13 protein-coding genes are annotated in these 20,827 nt (G+C 43.2%); 5 read left to right on the plus strand and 8 right to left on the minus strand.

Features of this window, described 5'->3' with window-relative positions:
* Nucleotides 1-318 precede the first annotated feature (318 nt).
* From RGE70_RS05990 to RGE70_RS06015, 6 genes are all read right to left on the minus strand, one after another.
* The gene (locus tag RGE70_RS05990) at nt 319-1,599 is read right to left on the minus strand and encodes an O-antigen ligase family protein (RefSeq protein ID WP_310470620.1); all 1,281 of its coding nucleotides are present in this window, start codon (nt 1,597-1,599) and stop codon (nt 319-321) included.
* Nucleotides 1,554-2,966: a GumC family protein gene (locus tag RGE70_RS05995; RefSeq protein WP_310470621.1), complete on the minus strand. Its 1,413-nt coding sequence runs from the start codon at nt 2,964-2,966 to the stop codon at nt 1,554-1,556. The genes RGE70_RS05990 and RGE70_RS05995 overlap by 46 nt, the downstream gene beginning before the upstream one ends.
* A 34-nt stretch (nt 2,967-3,000) precedes the next feature.
* Nucleotides 3,001-4,335: a polysaccharide biosynthesis/export family protein gene (locus tag RGE70_RS06000; protein ID WP_310470622.1), complete on the minus strand. Its 1,335-nt coding sequence runs from the start codon at nt 4,333-4,335 to the stop codon at nt 3,001-3,003.
* 24 nt (nt 4,336-4,359) lie between these two features.
* Nucleotides 4,360-4,710 carry an STAS domain-containing protein gene (locus RGE70_RS06005; protein ID WP_310470623.1) on the minus strand — a complete coding sequence of 117 codons (351 nt, stop codon included), beginning with the start codon at nt 4,708-4,710 and terminating at the stop codon, nt 4,360-4,362.
* Nucleotides 4,711-5,359: 649 nt separating this feature from the next.
* On the minus strand, nt 5,360-5,752 hold the full coding sequence (locus RGE70_RS06010; RefSeq protein ID WP_310470624.1) for an ATP-binding protein: 393 nt from the start codon (nt 5,750-5,752) through the stop codon (nt 5,360-5,362).
* Nucleotides 5,753-5,765: 13 nt separating this feature from the next.
* The gene (locus tag RGE70_RS06015) at nt 5,766-6,974 is read right to left on the minus strand and encodes a SpoIIE family protein phosphatase (protein ID WP_310470625.1); all 1,209 of its coding nucleotides are present in this window, start codon (nt 6,972-6,974) and stop codon (nt 5,766-5,768) included.
* 755 nt (nt 6,975-7,729) lie between these two features.
* Between RGE70_RS06015 and RGE70_RS06020 the strand changes: the two genes are divergently transcribed.
* The 5 genes from RGE70_RS06020 (at nt 7,730) to RGE70_RS06040 (ending at nt 15,814) form a co-directional block, all read left to right on the plus strand.
* Nucleotides 7,730-8,383: a hypothetical protein gene (locus RGE70_RS06020; RefSeq protein WP_310470626.1), complete on the plus strand. Its 654-nt coding sequence runs from the start codon at nt 7,730-7,732 to the stop codon at nt 8,381-8,383.
* Nucleotides 8,384-8,827: 444 nt separating this feature from the next.
* Complete coding sequence (locus tag RGE70_RS06025; RefSeq protein WP_310470627.1) at nt 8,828-9,715, plus strand: PhnD/SsuA/transferrin family substrate-binding protein; 888 nt, start codon at nt 8,828-8,830, stop codon at nt 9,713-9,715.
* Nucleotides 9,715-13,347, plus strand: coding sequence for a PAS domain S-box protein (locus RGE70_RS06030; protein WP_310470628.1), 3,633 nt, complete (start codon nt 9,715-9,717; stop codon nt 13,345-13,347). Before RGE70_RS06025 ends, RGE70_RS06030 begins: the two co-directional genes overlap by 1 nt.
* 145 nt (nt 13,348-13,492) lie before the next feature.
* Nucleotides 13,493-14,977, plus strand: coding sequence for a sigma-54-dependent transcriptional regulator (locus RGE70_RS06035; RefSeq protein ID WP_310470629.1), 1,485 nt, complete (start codon nt 13,493-13,495; stop codon nt 14,975-14,977).
* A gap of 90 nt (nt 14,978-15,067) precedes the next feature.
* Entirely contained in the window at nt 15,068-15,814 is a 747-nt protein-coding gene (locus RGE70_RS06040) for a phosphatase (protein WP_310470630.1), read from the plus strand.
* A gap of 136 nt (nt 15,815-15,950) precedes the next feature.
* Here the strand turns inward: RGE70_RS06040 and RGE70_RS06045 are convergent, their stop codons facing one another.
* Together RGE70_RS06045 and RGE70_RS06050 are read right to left on the minus strand one after the other, a co-directional pair.
* Complete coding sequence (locus RGE70_RS06045) at nt 15,951-17,417, minus strand: capsule assembly Wzi family protein (protein ID WP_310470631.1); 1,467 nt, start codon at nt 17,415-17,417, stop codon at nt 15,951-15,953.
* 290 nt (nt 17,418-17,707) lie between these two features.
* On the minus strand, nt 17,708-20,296 hold the full coding sequence (locus tag RGE70_RS06050) for a glycoside hydrolase family 3 C-terminal domain-containing protein (protein WP_310470632.1): 2,589 nt from the start codon (nt 20,294-20,296) through the stop codon (nt 17,708-17,710).
* Nucleotides 20,297-20,827: the final 531 nt, after the last annotated feature.

Raw genomic sequence — 20,827 nt, forward strand, 5'->3', positions numbered from 1 at the left:
ATGCTAAGCCAGCTATTAGGATTTTAGCTGTTCATCGCAAATGAAATTTGGCATAAATTGCCGATACCGATTACTAACATTGATATTGTTTTTTTGCAGAGCTACAGGCCAATGAGAGCCTAGGCGTAGATAATGATGAGAGAGCTCAACGTCGAGTCATGATTCGAATGACGCCTGTAAATACAAAATACCACTAGAGGTTATAGACGACGGATTAATATCGTGTCTACTTACCTTTGCCAGCCCCCTCTGAAACGAAGACTCATTAACTGAAATAGGTGACAATTGTAGAGCTATGCTGAACCTGAATGGGCTCAGTTACTCTTGCTGTTTGGTTGCTAATTGCGCTTTTAGGTTAACTTTGTTTTGCGACAGCGCGATGCCAATAATGATTAACCCTGGCCAGAACAGGTAAGCTAGAATTTCGAGATTCTCACCGAAGGTATATAAAAATATTTGTACAATAATGGCCAGTGATACGGCAGATATTGCATTACTGAACATATAGCGTAATAAGCTAAAGAAAGTGATTAGCATCGCAGAGGCAAGGGCCAAAGCACCAACAAGCCCTTTTACAAACAGTAAACCATACCAAGTATGGTGTGAACCAATAGGCATGTATTCCACTAAATGTGGGCCTTTTTCTACAATACCATGTCCCCATAGCACCGCTTCGTTAGCCCAACGTTCAAGGGCAATATTGGCCAGTTCTTGCCTTACTCGTGTTGATCCCGCTCGGGCATTTTTAAAGGCGTCGATACTTTGTTGAACTTTTTCGACCACGGTATAGCCAGACAACCCCAGTAAAAGTAGGGCAGGGCTGGCGGCTAAATACAACCATGGCGAACGGTACCAACGGATAAACATGAAAAACCCGATTAAGAGTAAATAACAAACCAGACCAAGACGGGATTGCGACATTAAAATCATGCATAAGCTGCCAGCGTAACCGTAATATCTAAAGCGGCGGGATTTTTCTTGAGTGGCAAAAATGTAAAACAGGTTTCCCATCATGCCGAGTGCCGGTGCCCACGGGGTAAATAAACGCCAGCGCGGGATCCCACTACCGGGATCGATCTCATACAGACTGACGCTAAAAAATTCTGGCCCTGGTCCGCCAATAATACTGATAGGAGAAGTGTATAAGGTGCTTGGTAGCTTCACGACCCAAGCAAGTACAAAAAAAGGTAGCAAGATAAGGGTATGTTTACACACAATACAGCAGGCGCGGTAGATGATTTGAGGCCGAATATTGAGTGAACCGATTAACGGAAATATAGCTAAAAGCGCCCAGCCTTTAGCCCAGCCAATACTAGATTTGATTAATTTTGCCAGTCCAAGCCCTTCACTGAGATGCCCAACAACGAGTGCTAATAACATTAAGCACATAGCAACAACCCAGTAGGCTTGTGTTCTGCTAATTGAAAACTGCTGGTCGTCTGATAATGCCCTTTTGGTGAGCCTTAATAGTAAGATCCAAGCAATCACTGGCGCCACCACATACATGGCACCGAGCACCCAAAAGAAGTAGGTGCCGGTGATGGAGTACCAAATTAGTCGTTCATCAGAATTTTCTGGAGTATAGGCTTGCGGATCCATAACATTCCCATCCCTGCGATTAACGATATCGATGCGGCAAACCCGCCTACCAGTGCCAGTAAGAATGCTAACTTATCTGGTTTTTCAGCTAATGTTGGTGTCGACATTAACTGTACCAAAGGAAATGATGAATATATATCTGCTTTTCCTACGTCCATTTTGGCCAGTGCAGATGTCAGCACCGCGGTGGCAACTTGATGCTCTCGTTGCAGATCTTCGAGCTTTGCTGCGTCATCATTACTGTCGTATAAACGATGGTCCCAATCGTGGATCTGCTGTGTGAGAGCCGCAATCTTGCTACTGAGGCCTTTAGCTTGAGTGTCGAGCGTTAATAGTTGCTGCATTAACTGTGCGCGCCCATCGAGGTCGTCAACCGAAAGCATTAGCATGAGGCGCTCTTCAAAATATCCAAGTAAGGTTTTACACCGTTTGACAAGTGCAGCCAAAATTGATTTTTGCTCATTTTTCAATGTCACCACTTGTGGGTGACGCTGACCATAACGGCTACCAAACTCCGTGAGTTTAGAAGTGACATTGGTATAGGTGACCAACAACTGTTGAAACAGTTGATCATTTTTTAGAGTGAGCAGCCCTGCCGCTTGTGCTGGCGAAAGTGACAAATGAGTTTCTAGCATCTTTTGGCTGGCAATAACGCCTTGGTACTCAGATACTAAATTAACTTTATCATGCCTTAAACGCTCCATTGTCAGAGCCAGTTCTTTAAATTGATCAAGCGTGACTAAGCCATGTTCTGACTGAAACTCTAAGAGTTTATTTTGGGTGAGACTCACTTTATTAGCAAAGCTCGACATACCGACCCTAATTGCATCTTCTCGTTGCTGCACCTCATCATTGCGCAGTCTTGATAGAAGGGCTTGCAGGCTGTGGTAATGCGCCCAGGCGCGTTGTTGTGCATCTTCTGCTGTGTTGGCTTTTAAACTAAACTCCATCAAACCGGTTTGGTTGGGCAGCTTAAGCTTAGGTTTAGTAAACTCGCTGCCTTTGATGTTCATCAATTTTGCAGCATCGTTAAGTAGTGTTCTGCTGGTGGCAATAGACTTGTAATTGATCCTAGGGTCAATGGCGGTACTTAAATAGGGTGAGCTGGTGCTACTGTTTGCTTGCCCCACACTGTCGAGGCTAACTACTGCGCCAGCACCTGCTCCAGGTAAGATTAATGTCCACTGGCTTTCGTATCGGCTAGGGTTGGTGAATATAAATAATATGACAATAAGCCAAATACAGGCCAGTAGTGCAAAAGTGAGCTTTAAGTAAGCACTTTTGCGCTCTTTAGGCTTTAGTTGGCTACCGTTGATGATAAAGCGCTTCATCCACAATAGAGGTCTTATTGATTGTTGTTTACTCATCAAAGCCTCCTTTATTTTATGTACGGTTCGGTTATTACAGTATTTCTACTAAGGTCGCTGGGACAAATATTTCAGTCACAGAGCGGGCTATTTCACGGATGTTCGTGACACGAGAGTCATAGCAAGCAATACCATCACCTGGCATCAATATTGGGTTCATTCCTGTTTCCCAAGAGTGCCTGATCAATGAATCGATTGAACGTTCAACCACATCAACCTCAGCCGTTAATGGATTTTTAGTAAACAATAAAATATGGCGACTAGCGTTAGTCGTTTGCGCACCACCAACACAGTTGGCGGCAATTGCACCGTTAAGCAGACGTGTACCGTACGGAAAACGGGTAGTGTCGGTGTCGACCGCTGACTGCGAGTTACTGGTTGCGGGCTGGGTTAGGTTAGATAAGAACACTTTTATTCCTGGCGCAGTAATTTGTGATGGTCTAGCCAGTGCGTCATCAAAATAATCGTGTTGTGGTACATGAATATGGTCGCCAGACATTAAGGTCATTGCTGGTACTGGGTAACCGTGGATCACGCCTGATAAATCAAGTTTAAAAGTATGTTGGTCGCGGATCACCATGATTTCACTGATATTGGCATCTGGTCGAACGCCGCCTGAGGCTCTTAATGCAGCAGCTATGCTGCGCTCTGCTGCTTGGTCGCCACTGTGGCCTGCATCATCGTCTTTAATTTCGGTATCTGTTTTTTTGTTGATTTGATGTTGCCCAGGCTCAAATACCCCGCCTGAAACCGTCACTTGTACCGGTGCCCACTTTATAGGGGTAATGCTTAAGCGTACGCTATTTTTAAGCATAAAATCTGCTTCGACTAAATGTTGTGCGATGGCATTAGACAGTTGTTTCACCTCTAGCCCTTTAGCGTGGATAGGGTCTAGATAGGGTAAATAGATATAACCGTCATTATTAACCTCAACGCTACCACTAAATTCTTGTCCGTTAAGAATGTTCACTTTGACTCTGTCGCCTACCGATAGGCGAATATTTTTCGGTAAGTTGACTGCTCGCTGCGCTTTGGTTGAGTCCATTAACCAAGTCGTTCCCAATGGTGAGTTTGGCATTTGGCTAATAACCTTGGGCGCACGTTTAGTGGTTTTGCTGCGCATATATGGAGTGTCGCTGTCGTAAAAATGGCATTGAGTCATGTCATCTTCAACACTGTCACAGATTTGGGCTTCTTCAGGATGGCCAGGTAAAACACAGCCGGTTAGTGCTGTTGCGATGGCCATTAACAGTAGCGCAGAGAATGCATTTAACTGCCTTTTAGCGGGCAGGGAGTTTGCCCCTGAGCGCGTCTGTTGAGCACCGTAAGCTGCTGTCATCGGTTGATTTAAGCTGTGATTGCAGTCCATAGCGATATCCTTATGTGTTACTAGCTAGTTCACTAGCTCATTACAAATGTAGTCAATGGCAGCGGCTTCGTCTTCGTAAATAGTAAATACTTGATGTAAACGAGTAAGTTCGATTAATGCTTTAACCCCAGGAGTGGGAGAAAGTAGTACGATTTCACCGTTATATTCTTCAATTTTTTTAAGAGCAGAAATCAATACTGATAGACCGCTTGAGTCAATGTATTGCACTTGTTTTAAGTCAATCACCAGTTGTGTCATGCCGCTACTTATCTGTTGCAAAATGGCGGCACGCAGTGTGGGAGTTTGTGTCATAACCATTTCAATAGGTAGAGTGATTTTGCAAGCGTTACTCTGTGCTAAAGGTGAAAATTGCATAGTGAGCTCCTAGTTTGCTGTTAAGCAATGTATCTAATGCAGCTAAAACAAATAATTGTTCATGGCGCGTATAGGTTGATGTGGCTAATATACGTATAGATAATGCAGCTAGTGTGCCAACTTGCTAGTCACTGTTTTTAAAGATTTTTTAGAGTTATTACGATTTTGAGAACGTGTTCGTCGCATTATATTCTTAATATGCAAAGCAATATGAACGGGGTTTGAATCGCTTTCTAGCACATCAAATTTAGTGAGCCGTTGTTGAAACTAATAACTTAATTAAGGTGAGGAGACAGTTTAGATTTGCGCTGCAACGTTGAGCTAGTGGTTGTCAACCTGGTGGTACTTCTAAGATAAGCCGGCTCAGATATGACGCCATCGTTAAGGTGAAAGCAAGTGCACGGCATGATGAACCATTGTGAAATGCAAGCTTTAGCTTGAGCTGCGCAAGGGGAATTATTGAACTGCAACAAAATGCTGAAACGCCAGGCATTGCCTAAGAAAATATGTGCATTGGCTTATGATGAATATTTCACTATTTGTATAAATCCAAAAGGTGCGGCAGTCATTGAACGTTTACTTTGATGGTTTATCTGTCGTTACTTTCTCATGATATTCAAAGCGCTTGGTCAAACGACCCTTTACAATCTCACAGAGTCGATAAGCTTAACTGTAAGTGAGTACCTGTTGCTGATTGCTTCACTTTTACGCTATCCATCCAGTTTTCCATTATCCATAAACCACGGCCAGATTCGCAATAGATATCAGGGCATTTATCAGGCGTTTGGCTGTTGTGTAGTGGCGAATTGTCTAGCAAATCAATTATAACTTTGTTGTCGCGGTTATGGAGGATCAAGATCATTTCGGCATCTTTATCATTGGTGTGTTGCATAACATTGGCAACGGCTTCTAATACGCAGGTGACAATTTTAAACCTGTGTGAAGAACTGATGCTGTTATACAACATAAATTGCTCTATTTGTTGGCAAAGAGATTGCTCAGCTAATACGGTGTTATTAAGCTTTATTTGTAGGCTATTCATCGCAATCTCCTTGTTAATGGTGAATCGACTGTTTAGTCGTCGGTATATTTGAAGCTGACTGGGTTGAAATCATCATCAACGAAATATCATCTTGGGCTTGTTTCTCTTGCCATAGGTCACAACTGTGAGTGAGGTGGTGCAGTAATGACGTAGGCTGTAAGGTTCTAGCACCATTAATAATGCTCAGTAATCTGTCTTGACCAAAGAAGCCATGTTTTGAATGCTTACACTCATAAATCCCATCTGAGTATAGTAATAAATGTTCTTGTTGGACTAATGAGAACTCACTGCAGCTATATTGATAATTTTTACGGATCCCCAGTGGCAACTGCGTTTCAATGTTGATTCGGGTTTCATCGACAAAGTAGGCTTGCTGCTGATTAATGACAATGGGAGCTGGGTGGCCTGCGTTGATGAGCCTCACGCGGCCGGTGTGAGTATTGGCAATGCCTATCACCATGGTGGCAAAGCAACCATTATTTTGTGGATCTACAAATTCATGATTAAGGGTATTAACCAATTTGCATACATCTAAAGCTTGCCAAGCTTCACGGTTGTTTGTCAGGTTTTGCGCCAGCGTAAAACTTTGCATCGAGGCTGCTGTACCGTGGCCACTGACATCAAGCAGGTAAAAACCAATATGCTGATCGTCAATATTAAAACATTGGAAAATATCGCCGGCTAAATCCTGTGCGGGTTTGAACTGACAGTTTACCTTCCACTGCTGGTTGAGCTCGCTGTTATTGGGTAGCAGGGCTTGTTGCAGTTGGGCTGCAAGGGCTAGATCTTGTTTGAGCTCGCTAAGGTATTGTTGCTCTTTGGCGAGAAGGTGATTCAAAGTGTGATTTTTGGCAGCCAATTGTCGCTGCATTGTAATGACGCGAAGTCCTGCGTGGATCCTAGCTTTGAGTACTGGGCTATTAAAAGGCTTAGCAATGTAATCGTCTGCGCCCGAGTTAATTCCCTCAACGATATGTGTATTTTCACTATTACCGGTCAGCAATATGGTATAGGGGCTATTGGATTTGCTTTTGAGCATTTTGCAAAATTCAATACCGCTCATTTTTGGCATCATCCAATCGGTAATAACAAGGTCGATTGCATGGTCTTTAAGGTGTTCAATGGCAGCTTCGGCATTGGCAAAGTCAACCACATGCAATCCCATCGCGTTAAGTAAGCTGCTTAATAAGCAGCGTTCACTGTAGCAGTCATCTACTATCATGACATGATACGTATGTTTTGTTTGGGACGCTGTTGATGTAGCCATAGCCTTTATTCGCAAAATGATTGGGTGATATCATGAATAAGGCAAACGTCATGCCAAGTAGCCTAATAACAAGCTATACCCTTGTTTATGAATAACTATATTTACATTTCTTTATTTTATATTATTTTTTACTGGCAGCTTGAAATGCTGCTGAGTTGCAAAATGCAAACACAGTGCTGGATATTAACCATGTTGTAGACAGCTAAGTTGCTAACCAAATAAAGGAGATATCGAGCCTTTAAATATATTGAAACAGCTAGGTTTAGTGAATATGAAACACAACTTATTTGGTTTTATTGAGTAAGGTTGTAAGTCATTGCATTTTTGAATATATTTTCACATGTTTCCACTTTATATTTGCAATGAATAATGCGGCTAATTCAATTATATTGGCTAGTATATTCATTTTTAGGTATTTTCTTGATTATGCTTTATTAAAGTGAATGCAGTGTTTGTAAATGTTGTGGCTGGTGGCTCTTTGTTTTTTATTTGTTCGCAAGTGTTACGGTTGGTGGTTTTATGTTTTTTTGCTTAAATTTATATTTTATGTGCAAACAAAACAAAGGCTTAAATGGTGCGCTCTGCATTTAAATATAAAGTTTATAAAAAGCTTCTCTGTATGAAATTAAATTAAGGTAAAGATTAACCACTAGCTGTTGAGCTTGCGCTATACCTAATGTATAAAACATGCCTTTAATTTAGGAGTCATCATGAAAAACAAACTTTATAGAGTGTTGTCAACTTTGACGGCACTTTCAATTATCACCTTTTCAGGTGTTGTTGCTGCAGAGCCTAATAATCGCCTGATTAATAATGACTCTAACGATAAAATCGGCAGCAGAATTATAAAAAACAATAACAAAAACAGTAATAACACTGTGATTATCAATCAGAATAATAGGAAGGGCGATAATCACAATAAAAATAATAACAAGCACAATAACAATACTGTGATTGTAAACCCTGGTAACAAACATAATAACAAGCACAATAACAATACTGTGATTGTAGCCCCAGGTAATAAACATAATAACAAGCACAACAATGTTGTTATTGTTAAGCCGACACCAAAGCCGATTGTAGTGCAGCCAATTCGTGGCCCATGGTACAGACCGATTGTACCAGGATGGCGTAACTGGCACGGTGGTAAGGTTGTGATTGTTGATAATCACCATCACCATTATCCAGCGTTTGCAGTGGCGATGACGGCAATGGCGATTGCGATTGTGGTCGATCAATCTTCGGGTAAGCCTTATACCGATAGCGGCAAACCTGTAACGATTAAAGAGCGCACATGTCATCAAGGTGATGAAACTGAAGTAATTGACCTTGATAACGAGCTACTGATTATCACGTGTAAATAAGCCTTTGTTAGTGCTTATTTAAAAACACCGAAATACTTGCGAAAGGCGCTGTTTAACAGCGCCTTTTTTGACCTTATCGATAAGCTCTGCACCCAAACACCTCCTCATTCATACAAAGGTTATTAGCCATTACGGCGTCTGTTCTATCTTTGAGTTACCGTATAGCTAAGCAGTATTCAAACTGGTTCAACTCAGTCGATATTATGGTTTAAGTATTTAAAACAGATCATAACGTTCAAGCCTGATCACTAATCTAAGTCAAACAACACCATTGCAAAATGCAAATGCCTGCTTCATATTTAAGCAGCTGAACTTCAGTATTTAAGTGTTTGTCATAAAACAATAAATTAAATATTAGATCCGGTTTTTTACGGTTATCAGATTGGCGTGCTTATTGCTGCTATTAGTAAAATGCAAATAAATGCTTATCAAAGGTAGAGCTGTATGTTTTTAATGATTAGTCGAGCCGGTGATGATTGCCTCTACACAGTTAAAGCACTGTTATATAGTGCTTTGCTCTTATTATTTCAGCTGGGTACAGCGGTGGCAAAAGCTGAGCCATTGCCTCAAACGCTAGTTTTTGGTGTGGTTCCACAACAAGCTGCCAGTACTTTGGCCAAAGTGTGGGGGCCGTTATTGGCCGAGGTTTCGCAAAATGCAAAGCTAGATTTGCGTTTTGCAACGGCGCCAGATATTCCAACCTTTGAGGCTAGGCTTGCAAAGGGTGAGTACGATATTGCTTATATGAACCCACATCATTATGTGCAGTTTAATCAAGCCCAAGGTTATCAGGCCTTGGTTAAGGAAACCGACAAAATGCTTAAAGGGATTATCGTTGTCCCTATTACCACATCAGATAAAGATCTTGAAGCACTTAAGGGGCAAACTCTCGCGTTTCCGGCCCCTGGTGCCTTTGCTGCCAGTATGATCCCCCGAGCAAACTTAAAACAACGCAATATTGACTTCACCCCTGTGTATGTTGGTTCCCATGACTCTGTGTACATGGCGGTATCTAATGGCCTATTTGCAGCTGGTGGTGGGGTTGGCCGCACTTTTAATAACTTACCAGCTGCAGTTAAATCTAAACTGCGAATTTTATGGACTACGCCAGCCTATACGCCACACGCTATAGCTGTTCATCCGCGAGTGTCTGCTAGCACACGAGTTGCGTTACAAGGCGAATTGGTTGCGTTGTTTGATTCAGAACAAGGGCAGCAGCTACTTAGCAACCTAGGCTTTAATGCCTTAGAACCTGCCAACGACAATGATTGGGACAATGTACGAACCCTCAACCTTGGCGCTAAGAGCATTCGATTGCAGGAGGCAAGATAATGTCATTTCGACTAAAAACAATACTGGGCATCGCGATTATTGAAGGTCTGCTATTGATGTTACTGGTATACACCAGCATTAGTTATTTAAAGTCATCGAATGAATCAGAGATCGAAAACCGAGCGCAATCAATGGTGACCTTGTTTGCTGCCGCGGCCAAAGATGCCGTGTTAAGTACCGACTTATCGACACTGAATAATTTAGCTAACGAGCTTATAGCAACCAATCAAGTGCAGTATGTCAGTGTGTTCAACCAAGAGCATCTTCTAGTTAGTCGAAGTTTGATAAGCGGTGAGGAGCACCTTGCGGCGCGAGACACCAAGGTGACCACAGTTGATGATGGCATATTTGATATCGAGGCTGATGTTAGCGAGTCCGGTATTGTTTATGGCCGTGTCGAGCTGGGGGTAGAAGTGTCTAAACTAGATGCTTTTATCGCTGACGCGACTAAGCAGTTTTTGTTTATCGCCGCACTCGAAATGGTTCTTGTCGCACTGTTTTCTTGGATGTTAGGTCATTATTTAACGCGAAATTTGCAGCAATTGAAGTTGGCCTCAAAGCGAGTATTTTCTGGTGAAAAACAGGTTAAGTTACCAATAACATCGCAAGATGAAATTGGACAAGCCGCTGGTGCATTTAATCAAATGGTTGAACATATTGATATTAAGACCCATGCATTGGAGAACGCAAATACTCGTTTAAGTACCATTTTAGGCACGGCATTGGATGGGTATGTCATTATTAACACTCACGGCAAGATAAGCGAAGTTAACCCCGCTGTTAGTCGCCTTTTTGGCTATAAAGACAGTGAGTTAGTTGGCGAGAATGTGTCGCTGCTTTTACCATTATCAGAACGACATCTACATAATGGTTATATTCGTCAATACCTTGAAAGTGGTGAGTCTAAAATTATCGGTAAAGGTCGAGAGTTATTGGCGCAGCATAAAGCGGGTCAGGTTTTTCCAATTGAGTTAGCGATTTCAAAAATGGAGCTGGACGGTGAGCTGTTGTTCCTTGGTTTAATTAAAGACTTAAGTGAGGTTAAGCGTGCTGAAGTGGCTGCTCAGCGTACAGAGTCTATCTTGTTGGCGACACTCCAAGGCAGTAAAGATGCACTTATTACGATTGATATCACTGGTGAAATTCTAGAAGTTAATGATTCCGCTTGTGAGCTATTTCAAGCCCGTCAGCATGATTTAATTGGTGAGTTAATGGCGCAGCGGCTGTTTAGAGGTGAGACCACAATTGCCTTTAAAGAGATGCTTGAGCAATATCGCCGTACAGGTGAGGGTAAAGGCATAAAACATGCCACTGAAATGTATGCAACCAGCCTTAAAGGGCAGTCAATTGCTATTGAACTAACCATGATCCCTGTGCAGTTAGGCGACGAAATGCTTTTAACGGCATTTATTCGTGATATTTCCAGCCGCCTTGAATATGAAAAACAACTCAAGTTAGCCAAAGATCAAGCAGAGCAAGGCAGTAAGGCCAAATCGAGATTCTTGGCGACGATGAGCCATGAGATCCGTTCACCTTTGAATGCAGTGCTAGGTAGTGTTGAGTTGATCTTGGACTCTAAACTGAATAAAGAGCAACGTATTTATGCCAATACCGCTAAAGAAGCCGGTACAGCATTGTTAAGTACGATTAATGACATTCTGGACTTTTCTAAAATTGAAGCTGGGCAAATGTTATTGGAAAAGAGTTCTTTTTCAGCAGCAAAATTGGTCAGCCAGGTATTACAAATTTTGTCTCCCAAAGCGCAAGATAAAGGCATTTCATTAGCCAGCTTTGTTAATTGTAATGTGCCTGAAAGCCTTCTCGGTGATGGCCAACGCTTACGGCAAGTGGTGCAAAATCTTGTTGATAATGCCATTAAGTTTTCATCGGGAGGGTGTGTTGCGGTTGAGCTGTGGTTAGTTGAGGCGCCGTCCAATAAAGTTCAGCTATGTTGTACTGTCTCAGATCAAGGCATTGGGATCACTGCAGAAGCGCAAGATACCTTGTTTAAAGAATTTAGTCAGATCCATGATGAGTACAATACCAATTACAGTGGTACAGGTCTTGGGTTAGCGATTTGTGCTGAATTGATTAATCGCATGGACGGCAATATTGCGGTTCGTAGTCAACCCGGACGAGGAAGTTGTTTTAGCTTTGATGTATTACTGGAGCTAGATAACAGCACTGCGGGTCAAGCTTTATCGCAATTAGACGCCGTTCCGGCACATGCTCGGGTGTTATTAGTGCATCCCAACTCAACTTATTGCGAACTATTTGAAAAACAATACCGACAATATGGGGTTAGCACTATCTGTGTGGCTAGCATTGACCAGGTCTTTGATGTACTGAAAGTGCAAGGGCGATTTAATCTAGTATTAATTGACGAGCACTGCCTTGTTAACCTGAGTATTGGGCAAGCCAATGCAATAAAAACTTCCTACTTGCATGATGAAGCGTTAATGGCGGCGCTGATGACGGTTGTCTTGCCTGAAGCGTCAAAACTACTGGCTGCGGTGGGGCTTGAGCAAGTGGTCAACAAACCGCTTAGCCGTGACATGATGCTGGCGCTACTCAGTGGTGAGCCCCATGTCAGCCCCGCGCTTAGCCCCCAAGCTGAGGTTCTTAACAATAAAAGCCAAACGCAGTTACCACTTTTATTAGCTGAAGACAGCCCTGCTAATCAGCTAGTTGCCTGTGCGTTACTCAATAAAGCTGGCTTTAATGTTGAAGTTGCTAATAACGGTAAAGAAGCCGTCAGTATGGCTGCGAGCAAAGAATATGCGTTGATATTAATGGATATGAGAATGCCAGAGATGGACGGGGTCGAGGCGACAGGGCATATTTTACGGCAAGATCCGCAACAAATTATTATTGCGATGACCGCTAATGTGCAAAAAGAAGATGTCGAATTGTGCATGAATGTGGGCATGAAAGACTTTGTCCCCAAACCGGTTAACAGCGCGCAGTTAATTAATGCAGTTAACCATTGGCTGACACATACTGATGTTGTAGCGCAGGCAGAACACGAGTCTAGCGGCTATGATCAATACAGTAATGAGCCGAGCTTTATTGAAGATGCCCCTGCTCAAACTACGAGTGCAACGGCTTTAGCGTATACTCCAGGGGAGGGGCAGTGTGATAACACAAACACTGAGGCCGATACTGAGCCTGTAAAAACGGGCCCTAAGTACATTGACGAAACTCAGTTAACCCAAGAACCTGAAGAGGTAGATAATTTGACCGAGAACCAGCCGGAACCATCGGTTACAGCAGAGGCGGAACTCCTTGATGAGGCCACACTGGCAGAGCTCAGTAGTATGCTAGGTGAAGAGGCAATGGTAAGAATGTTCAGCGTATTTCTGGATGAGGCCCAAGAGCGCATCAACGTGCTAAAGTCGCTGTTGCAGACCTACCAAAAGCAGGGTGACTGTGATTTAAGTGAAGCCGACATACAAGCCCACACGCTTAAAAGCAGCGCTGCGAGTTTTGGTGCTCAAGCATTAAGTGCCGCTGCCAAAGCGCTTGAATTTAGTGCTAAACAAGGAGATATTAATGAAGTGTCGCAGTTACTCAGCCAAACCATCGATATTGGAGAGCAAACTTTAACAGTATTTAAAGCCCGTTTGGCGTGAGTGATGGTTGTAAGGATAAAACGGATGGAGTCGATCCCTGCTAGACTCTAAAGATGACCTTGAATCTTGTAATCGCGTCGCACACTTACTTTACAAAGCAGCATTTAGCGTTTTCGAATAGTAAAATGAATAGGTTGATGTTTATATGGATATAACTAGCTCGTTTACCGCTTTACTCGTAGAAGATAGCATGTCACTTGGCGCGTTATATACCGAATACTTACGTGCTGATGGCGCTAAAGTAACCCTGGTTAATCATGGTGAAGATGCACTTAATGAGCTAAAGCAGTGGCAACCCGATCTACTGGTACTGGATATTAAACTACCCGATATGTCTGGCATGGACATTCTTGATATCGTGCAAAAACAATACCCTGATATTACCGTTATTATGATCACTGCACATGGCACTATCGACCTCGCCGTTGACGCTATGCGGGCAGGCGCGTTTGACTTTTTAGTCAAACCCTTTGATGCAAAGCGTCTCTCTATTACCGTTCGTAACGCCCTTAAACAACGCCAATTAGTCAATTTAGTCGCAAAGTATGAAAGCAGTTTGCCTAAGCCGCATTACATGGGGTTTATTGGTGAATCACTGGCGATGCAAACCGTTTATAAAACCATTGATTGTGTCGCCAACAGTAAGGCATCGGCCTTTATAGTGGGCGAAAGTGGCACAGGTAAAGAGGTCTGCGCTAACGCTATTCATAACGCCGGTAGCCGCCGCGATGAAGCCTTTGTTGCACTTAACTGTGCCTCAATCCCCAAAGACTTGATTGAAAGTGAAATTTTTGGTCATACCAAAGGCGCGTTTACCGGTGCGATTGCGAATCGTGATGGGGCGGCAACTCGGGCCCATAACGGCACGTTGTTTCTTGATGAAATTTGCGAAATGGACTTAGAACTACAAAGTAAGTTATTGCGCTTTATTCAAACGGGAGTGTTTCAACGAGTCGGCGGCACTAAAGAGGAAAAGGTTGATGTGCGCTTTGTTAGTGCGACCAACCGTGCCCCGTGGGATGAAGTAAAAGCTGGCCGTTTTAGAGAAGATTTATTTTATCGATTGCATGTGATCCCTATCGAATTGCCGCCATTAAGAATGCGCGGTAAAGATATCTTGCTACTGGCGAACAAACTGCTTAAAGAATATAACAAAGAAGAAGGTAAACAGTTTAAAGGCTTTAGCACAGAGGCAAAACAATGCCTTAAAAATTATCAGTGGCCCGGTAACGTAAGGCAGTTGCAAAATGTTATCCGGCAGGTTGTGGTACTCAATGATGCAGCTACGGTTGAATTAGATATGTTACCTATTCAGGTGACCGCAGATCTCAACATTAAACGGGCTACGCAGCAAGCAGCAAGTAGCGAAAGTCATTTTTCAGATGTTAATAATGACTCGGTTGTGCAAGGGGCAATAGAGGTTGCTACACCGACAACAGCATCGCCTACCGTAGCCGCCGATGTGGTACCACTATGGGTAACAGAGAAACAGACTATTGAGGACGCAATAGCTTTTTGTGACGGTAATGTACCTAAAGCTGCGGCGCTACTCGATATTAGCGCCTCGACAATCTACCGTAAAAGGCAGAGCTGGGAAGAGTTAGAAAGTCGCTTAACCCAAGAGAGCTAGTGCTCCGTTAAGCGTGATGAATCATAGAGAAAGCAACAGGATAAAGGTAGACTAAGCGTCTACCTTTTTTGTTTGAAAACGAGGCCGTTGATGAAATTTTTAGTCGATATCCATGCCCATACTATTGCGTCAACCCATGCGTATAGTACTGTGCATGATTACCTGCACGTTGCGAAAGAAAAAGGCATTAAGTTATTTGCGATTACCGATCATGGCCCTGATATGGCCGATGCACCGCATTTTTGGCATTTTGTGAATATGCGGGTGATCCCGAGAGTGATTGATGGTGTTGGTGTATTACGTGGTATTGAAGCCAATATTAAAAATGAGTTGGGCGAGATTGACTTTTTTGGTGAATATTTAAAGCAGCTTGATATTGTGCTGGCAGGTTTTCATGAACCCGTTTTTCCGCCATCAACAAAAGCGCAGCATACTAAAGCGTTAATTAATTGCATTGAAAGTGGCAAGGTCGACATTATTACTCACCCTGGCAACCCCGCGTATCCGATAGATATTCAGGCTGTGGCACAGGCTGCTGCAAAACATAATGTGGCACTTGAAATTAATAACTCGTCATTTTTAAGCTCTAGAAAAGGCAGTGAAGGCAACTGTATCGCGATTGCTACAGCGGTTAAAGATGCGGGCGGTTTGTTGGTGATGGGTTCTGATTCCCATGTGGCTTTTAGTTTAGGCGGGTTTGAAAAATCAATCGAGATAATTGATGCGGTAGCGTTTCCAATCGAAAGACTCCTTAATCGCAGTCCAGAGGCGCTGTTAAGCTTTTTATCTGCTCGAGGCCATACCTGTCTAGATGAGTACTCGGTATTAATTGAGTAGCATTGTGAGTGCTTGATTTGTAATAGCGCAGTAATGACGCACATACGTTGGTTGAAGACCCATAAAAAAGGAGTAAGCCTTATTAGGTTTACTCCTTTTTATTGTTCGCTTACATGAGTTGATGATTAATCAACGATTAAAAGCTACGCTCCCAACCGGCATACAGTGTTGCATCCCAATCGTCACCACCAGAAGTGTCATATTTACTGAAGCTAACTGTGCCACCCATTTTTAAGGTACCTTGGTAAAAAGGTCTATGGTAGCTGGCGTCATATTGGTATACATGTTCATTTTCGCCCGGCGAAACTGGGTTTCCACCACTTAAATTACCAGAATCATAGCCGTCGGTATTTAAGTCTAACAAGCGCAATTTATTGGTAAGGCTTTGACCGCCACCAAGTTGGGTGATCCCGCCAATGACTAATGTCTTGGAGTCATTATCGTAGGTGCTACCGATACTACGGTCATAGTAGCGATAACCATTTTTGTAAGCGCCATGTTCATACAGGCAGTTGTATATGGTGGTATCGGTACCACAGGCGACTTGAGTATCTGAGTATTCGACAAAGACTCGGGTATTTAAGTCCGCTAATACAAAGTCAATACCGCCCATATCTGCTGCGTTAATTAAGCGGTTTTTACCGTTATGAAAATCTTCATGGGTGCGCTCGTAGTAAATACCGTAGGTAATACCAAAGGCGGTATCTGACCAGCGGAAATCATAACCGGCGAGTAAGTTTTCTTGGCCATTCTCGTTTTCACCAATGAGTTCGCCGCCGTTAGAAAGGCCGTCCCACCAGTCGCTTAAACTATTACCGTAACCATCGCCGCCCCATAGCATAGTCCATGAAAAGCCCACTTCGAGCTTTGAAATCGGTCTTAAGGTACCACGTGCGCCCCAGTGCTTAGCGTCAGGCACATGACGACCACTTTCCATTTGGCTAAATGATGTGGTGAACGTCCATGGTCCCACCCAGTTTAGCCATGGCGTTTCAAAAGCTTGGCTGTTATTACGACTTAACGTTACCCCTGGCATAGGTCTAGCGTTAGTGGTTTGAATTAGACCGCTATCCCAGCCTGGGCCCCAGTATTTTTGCTGTGCACCAGCACTAATAATCCAGTTACCTAACATGACGGCAGCAAAGCTGTCGTCTAAGCGAGCACTGTTACCGTCGATAGGATCAGCATGGTAACTTGCTGATAAGCGGCCACTGAACCACTCTTTAGTGACTTCTGCATTGACTGATACTTCGCCTTTATCTCGGTAGTCTTGACCAAAGCCATTAAAGCGAGTGGTGTCGGTAGCAGCTGCGAGGTCGATTTCGGTGTTAAATGCACGGTGATCATTTTTATAGGCTTGGGTGACTCGCTCAAAAGCTGCGCGTTGCTGCGTTGAAAGACTAGCAAGTTCGGTATTATCTAAATCAGCTTTTAAGCCTGCCCACATTAACGGGTAAGTGGTGACGGGCTGGAGGATCACTCCGGTATCGGCGAGTAATTGAATATCGGCTCTAAGTGCTAAATCAGTTGGTTCTACCCACCAAGCGGCTTGTACTGAGCTACAACCTAAAAGCAAAAGTCCTGTTAATAGTTTTAGTTTCATTGGGATCCCTTTTATCAATGAAGCGCATTTTAGAGCATTTAGTTATTAGCTAACAGTGTCGAACAAGTATTTTTTATATTAAAAACAAAGACAAACTATTATCTATATGTATTTTATCATTGCAGCAAATGAGTAAAATTACACTATTAGCTTTAATATTGCACACGGTATCTTTGCGTTGGCAGGGGAGTTAAGTAAGTATTTTTTTGTATTAGAATTAAGGTGCAATAAGCCTATCGGAAGACTTATTGCACTGAGGTTGTTAGCGGTGTAACCGACTAGGTGCCTGTTTACTTTAAAGAGAAAGTTGTCTGCAAATGGATATAGTCCAAACTAGTACCGAGCAAGACTTCAAACTCTCCGGCTTCTGCTAACCAAGCATTGTTTTTTTCGTCCCAGAAAGACAGATCTCGTGTATTAAGTTGTAGGTTTACTATTTTGCTTTCCCCCGGTTGCAGCATCACTTTAGCAAAACCTTTCAGCTCTTTAGTTGGTCGCTCGACACTGGCCTCTTTATCACGCAGGTATAGCTGAACGACTTCTGCTCCTGCCATCTTGCCGGCATTGGTCACCGTTGCCGATACTGTGAGCGTGTCCCCTTGGTTAATGCTTGCTGCAGACAGTTTTATGTCGCTGAGCACAAAACTGGTATATGACAAACCATGGCCAAAACTAAACAATGGCTTAATATTTTGCTGTTCAAACCAACGATAGCCAATAAAGACCCCTTCTGTGTAAAGGGACTCGGTGGCATTGTAATCTTTTAACGCGATAGGCGCGGTATCGGCCAGTTGTTTAGGTAGAGTGAATGGCATCTTTCCGCTGGGGTTTACGTCGCCAAATAACATATCGGCCATCGCGTGCCCGCCTTCCATACCGCTATATGAGTTCCAGACAATGGTTGAGGCCTGATCTTTCCACGGCATTTCCACTGCGCTACCGGCAGTGAGCACAACGATTGTGTTGGGATTGGCTTCGATGAGTTTGCTTATCAATTCATCTTGCTGGTTGGGAAGCTTCATATCGGCTCTATCAATTGACTCTCTATCATCGCTATGGCTGAGACCACCAAAGTAAATAACGGCATCTGCATTTTTTGCTGCTGCCAGATATTCTGCTTGGCTGTTAAACAGCTTATTGGGTGTGTCCCAACCTAAGGTATAGCCTGCACTACCGGTATACTCGATTTCAAATTGATAGACTTTATCTTGGTGTAGGGATAATTTTTTAGTGACGATGTCATCGGAATCTCCCTCTTTGCGCAGTTCTGACTTACCATCAACTTTAATGTTTACTTTGCCTTTAGCAGTAAGCTTTAGCGTATGGATCCCCGACTTAAGCGGTTTTATCGCCGCTTTCATGGTGATAAATTGTTCGCCGCTGCTACCTATCAGGCTGGTGGCTTTAAATTCTGAGTCTGTTATCCATGACTCATTGATCCTATTTTGGCGGTAATCATCACTAAAATAGCTAACATTCCAAGAGGGCGTTCCGGTCCAATGTCGGGTGGCAATGTAGTCGCTGCTGATCGGGGTTAATTGGTTACTGCGTGCCCGCATGACGCTGATATTAGTTGATTTGCCCAGTTTGCTTTTAAGCCCTTGTAGGGGAGTGACTTCGTAAAGTGATTTAACTTCAGACGACCCACCGCCAAGAGCATGTTGTTTGTCTAAGTTTGGCCCCAATACTAAGATGTTCTTCATTTCGGATTGCTTTAAAGGCAAAACTTGGCGGCTATTTTTTAGTAATACAATGCCTTCTTCGGCTATTTTTCTCGCGGCTTGTTGATGAGCGGCAATATTACGCTGACCTGCAACACGGTATGCGTCCATCATACCAATACTGAGTTGTACCCTTAAGATCCTCGCCACCTTGTCGTTTAATACTCCCATCGGTACTTTGCCCGCTTTAATCATTTTTATGAGAGGGTCGGCTAGGTAGTAATCTTTGTAATGTGGAACGTCTGTCCCCATTTCAAGGTCAAGTCCATTCATAGCGGCATCAAAAGTGTTGATGTCTACATTCCAGTCTGTTACCAGCAACCCCTCAAAGCCCCATTCGCCTTTTAAAATGTCGGTAACCAAGTGTTTACTCTGGTTTGTGTTAGTACCTCTAAATTCATTGTAGGCACCCATAACGGCATAAACGTTTGCTTGCTTTACTGCTGCTTCAAAGGCGGGTAAATACACTTCACGTAAGGTACGTTCATCGGGTTTTGCATTGACTCCTGTACGATTGAGCTCTTGGGTATTGAGTGCGTAATGTTTGATTGTGGCCGCGACATCATTTTTTTGGATGGCTTTGATCTGCGGTACAACTAGCGCAGAGGCCAAATAAGGATCTTCACCTAAATACTCGAAATTCCGGCCATAAAGCGGCAGTCTGGCTAAGTTTACTCCTGGCCCGAGGATCAGATCTTTACCTCTATGGCGTGCTTCACTGCCGAGTACTGCACCGTGTAGGGTGGCCATGTCGGTGTTCCAACTCGCCGCAACGGCGGTTAACACTGGCAAGTATGTTGAAAAATCACTGTTCCAATTAGCTGAGTTCCAGCTGTGGCGTTCAATTTCATGACGCACACCATGAGGGCCATCAGATAACCACATTTCATGGATCCCCAACCGTTCAACCGCTGCGGTATTGAACTTACCATTGGCATGAATTAATGACACTTTTTCTTCAAGTGTCAGTTGTGCCATGAGCTTATTGATACTGGCTTCAACCTTACTTAAACGTTGGGGTAATGTTTGACGTACAGGCTCAATAAGACCGGTTTGTTGGTAAATATTAGGTTTAAGATCTGCTGCAGTATTGGATAAAACGGAGGAAGTCATAAACAGGCTGCTAAGGGCTATGGCAATAGTGGTTGGACGCTTCATTCTAATTTCCATATTAGTTTGGTGACGTATCAATTCGGTTTATAGCGTAGATATCCATCGGTAAAACGTATGCTATTGAAGGCTTATTACCAATGAAGCTACAGACATTAACGCTATCAGGCGTTAACCGTTTCACTAATAATAAATTGGACTTACTCCATAGGAGTTTAGTCAACAATCGAGATAAATCACCAATTTTTTAGCTAAATTCATCAGCTAATGGTGGCCGAAATTAGCAATCAGATCAGATAGTGCGGTGAGGCATTAGCGGCAATAAGCAGTACTGTTTCGTTATTGTGTGGGTATTTGGCGAGAGGTTTATTAGTAAGGCTGGTGATTAATAGCTGCGTGACCGTATTTTGCTGCGTTGCTTTGATCTTCCACTGTTTTTTTATTCATAGTGCGGTGAAATTGCAATTTTTGTTCTATGTTCTAATGAGGCCAAATTGAACAAGTTAAGCTTTTCGCGGCGGATGGGGCGTTAAGAGTGAAATGTTGTTTGATTTTTCAACCATGGCCATAGAAAGGGAA

This window comes from Shewanella youngdeokensis (assembly GCF_033180165.1).
Classification (GTDB): Bacteria; Pseudomonadota; Gammaproteobacteria; order Enterobacterales; family Shewanellaceae; genus Shewanella; species Shewanella youngdeokensis.